The sequence below is a fragment of the Nocardioides guangzhouensis genome (genome assembly GCF_004519545.1).
GTDB classification, from domain to species: Bacteria; Actinomycetota; Actinomycetes; order Propionibacteriales; family Nocardioidaceae; genus Nocardioides; species Nocardioides guangzhouensis.
Map to the genome: position 1 here is coordinate 1 of NZ_SDKM01000104.1, position 2079 is coordinate 2079.

General features: G+C 70.9%; 2 protein-coding genes and 1 pseudogene. 1 reads left to right on the top strand and 2 read right to left on the bottom strand.

Translation table 11 applies throughout. The features are described from left to right. Nucleotides 1-86 (bottom strand): annotated as a pseudogene (locus EKO23_RS25975) (biotin/lipoyl-containing protein); the annotation flags it as partial. A 44-nt stretch (nt 87-130) separates the two neighbouring features. Continuing rightward, the gene (gene lpdA / locus EKO23_RS24620; protein WP_134721208.1) at nt 131-1531 is read right to left on the bottom strand and encodes a dihydrolipoyl dehydrogenase; all 1401 of its coding nucleotides are present in this window, start codon (nt 1529-1531) and stop codon (nt 131-133) included. An 82-nt stretch (nt 1532-1613) separates the two neighbouring features. Here lpdA and EKO23_RS24625 point away from each other — a divergent pair, with 82 nt between their 5' ends. Continuing rightward, nucleotides 1614-1967, top strand: a complete 354-nt coding sequence (locus EKO23_RS24625; protein WP_246051306.1) for a hypothetical protein — start codon at nt 1614-1616, stop codon at nt 1965-1967. The last annotated feature ends 112 nt before the right edge of the window (nt 1968-2079 follow it).

Genomic DNA, 2079 nt, shown 5'->3' on the forward strand with positions numbered 1-2079 from the left:
TCGTCACCGACCTGCTTGAGCCAGCGGGTGATGGTGCCTTCGGTGACGGATTCGCCGAGGGCCGGCAGGGTGACTTCGGTGGCCATGGATGTCCTTCGCTCTTCTCGTGTCGGTCAGCGGGTCGGTTCGGTCAGGAGTGGGCGTGGAGCGGCTTGCCGGCGAGCGCGAGGTGTGCCTCGCCGAGGGCCTCGTTCTGGGTCGGGTGGGCGTGGACCAGCGGGGCCACGTCGTCGGCGTGCGCCTCCCAGTTGTAGATCAGCTGGGCCTCGCCGATGAGCTCGCCGACCCGGGCGCCCACCAGGTGGACGCCGACCACGGGGCCGTCGGCGCGGCGTACGAGCTTCACGAAACCCTGGGTCTTGAGGATCTGGCTCTTGCCGTTGCCGCCGAGGTCGTAGGTGAGGGTCTCGACGTCGTCGTACAGCTCGCGGGCGCGGTCCTCGTTGAGCCCGACCGAGGCGATCTCGGGATCGGAGTAAGTGACCCGCGGGATACCGGTCTCGTCGATCGGCTGCGGGTCGAGGCCGGCGATGTCCTCGGCCACGAAGATGCCCTGCTGGAAGCCGCGGTGCGCGAGCTGGAGGCCCGGGACGATGTCGCCCACGGCGTAGACACCGTCGACGTTGGTGCGGCAGCGCTCGTCGGTCTTGACGAAGCCGCGGTCCATCTCGACGCCGACCTCGGCGTACCCCAGGCCGTCGGTCGACGGGCCCCGGCCCACCGCGACGAGCAGGATCTCCGCCTCGACGACGGTGCCGCCCTGGAGGGTGACCCTGACGCCGGTGTCGGTGTGCCCGACGGACTCGAACGGCGCCCCGGTGTGGAGGGCGATCTTGCGCCTGCGGAAGGCCCGCTCGAGGGCCTTGGAGGACGCCTCGTCCTCGGCCGCGACCAGCCGGGGGAGCGCCTCGACGATGGTGACCTCGGCGCCGAACGAGCGCCACACGCTGGCGAACTCGCAGCCGATCACGCCGCCACCGAGCACGATCGCGGACGCCGGGACCCGATCGAGGGTGAGGGCATGCTCGGAGGTGAGCACCCGCTCGCCGTCGACCTCGAGGCCGGGCAGCGACTTGCTGTAGGAGCCGGAGGCGAGCACCACGTGCTTGCCGGCGTACGTCGTGCCGGCGACCTCGACGGTGCGGGGCCCGGTCAGCCGGCCCTCGCCCTCGACGACGGTGATGCCGCGCGACTTGATGAGACCGGTGAGGCCCTTGAACAGCCGTGAGACGACGCCGTCCTTGTAGGCGTTGACGCCGCCCATGTCGATGCCGTCGAAGGTGGCCTTGACCCCGAACTGTCCGGACTCGCGCGCTGACTCGGCGACCTCGGCCGCGTGCAGCAGCGCCTTGGTCGGGATGCAGCCCACGTGGAGGCAGGTGCCGCCGAGGTTGCCCTTCTCGACCAGGGCGACCGTCAGGCCGAGCTGCGCCGCGCGCAAGGCGCACGCATAGCCGCCTGATCCGGCGCCCAGCACCACGATGTCGAACTCCTTGCCGGCCTGCGACGTCGCCGCCTCGGTCACGCTCACCCTCCACTCCGATCAACAATCGACGCCCATCTTTGCACTATCGCTCCCGCTGTCCACACCGCCCTTGCGTCACACTGGACGCATGGGCTTGTTCGACCGATTCCGCCGGGGTTCCGGCATGCGCCGTCCCGGGGGTGACCGGTCCCGCACCGGATCCACGACCGTCCGTTCCGCCAGCGCCGCCGACGAGCAGCACCTCCGCGACTTCGTCACCACCCGTCGCGGGGTCGAGGGCTTCGTCGAGCCACGCACCGCCGTGAGCGACGTGACCCTGCTCCTCGTCGCCCACGACGGCGAGTGGACCCGCCGCCGGGTCCCCTCGGTGGAGTGGGCGCACCGGTTCGCCAACCAGTTCCAGGTCCCGTCGTACGACGCCGCCGTCGTCGGCATCCCCCAGCGCATGCGGGACTACAACCGCCGCAAGAAGAACCTCTAGCGCACCGATCGGCCCGGTCGTGCGCGCAGAGCCGTGTGGATGGCGGGCCGGGCGACGGCCTTGCATGACGCACGGGGATGCCGAGGTGCCCGGTCTGGATGGTCGAGGTGCC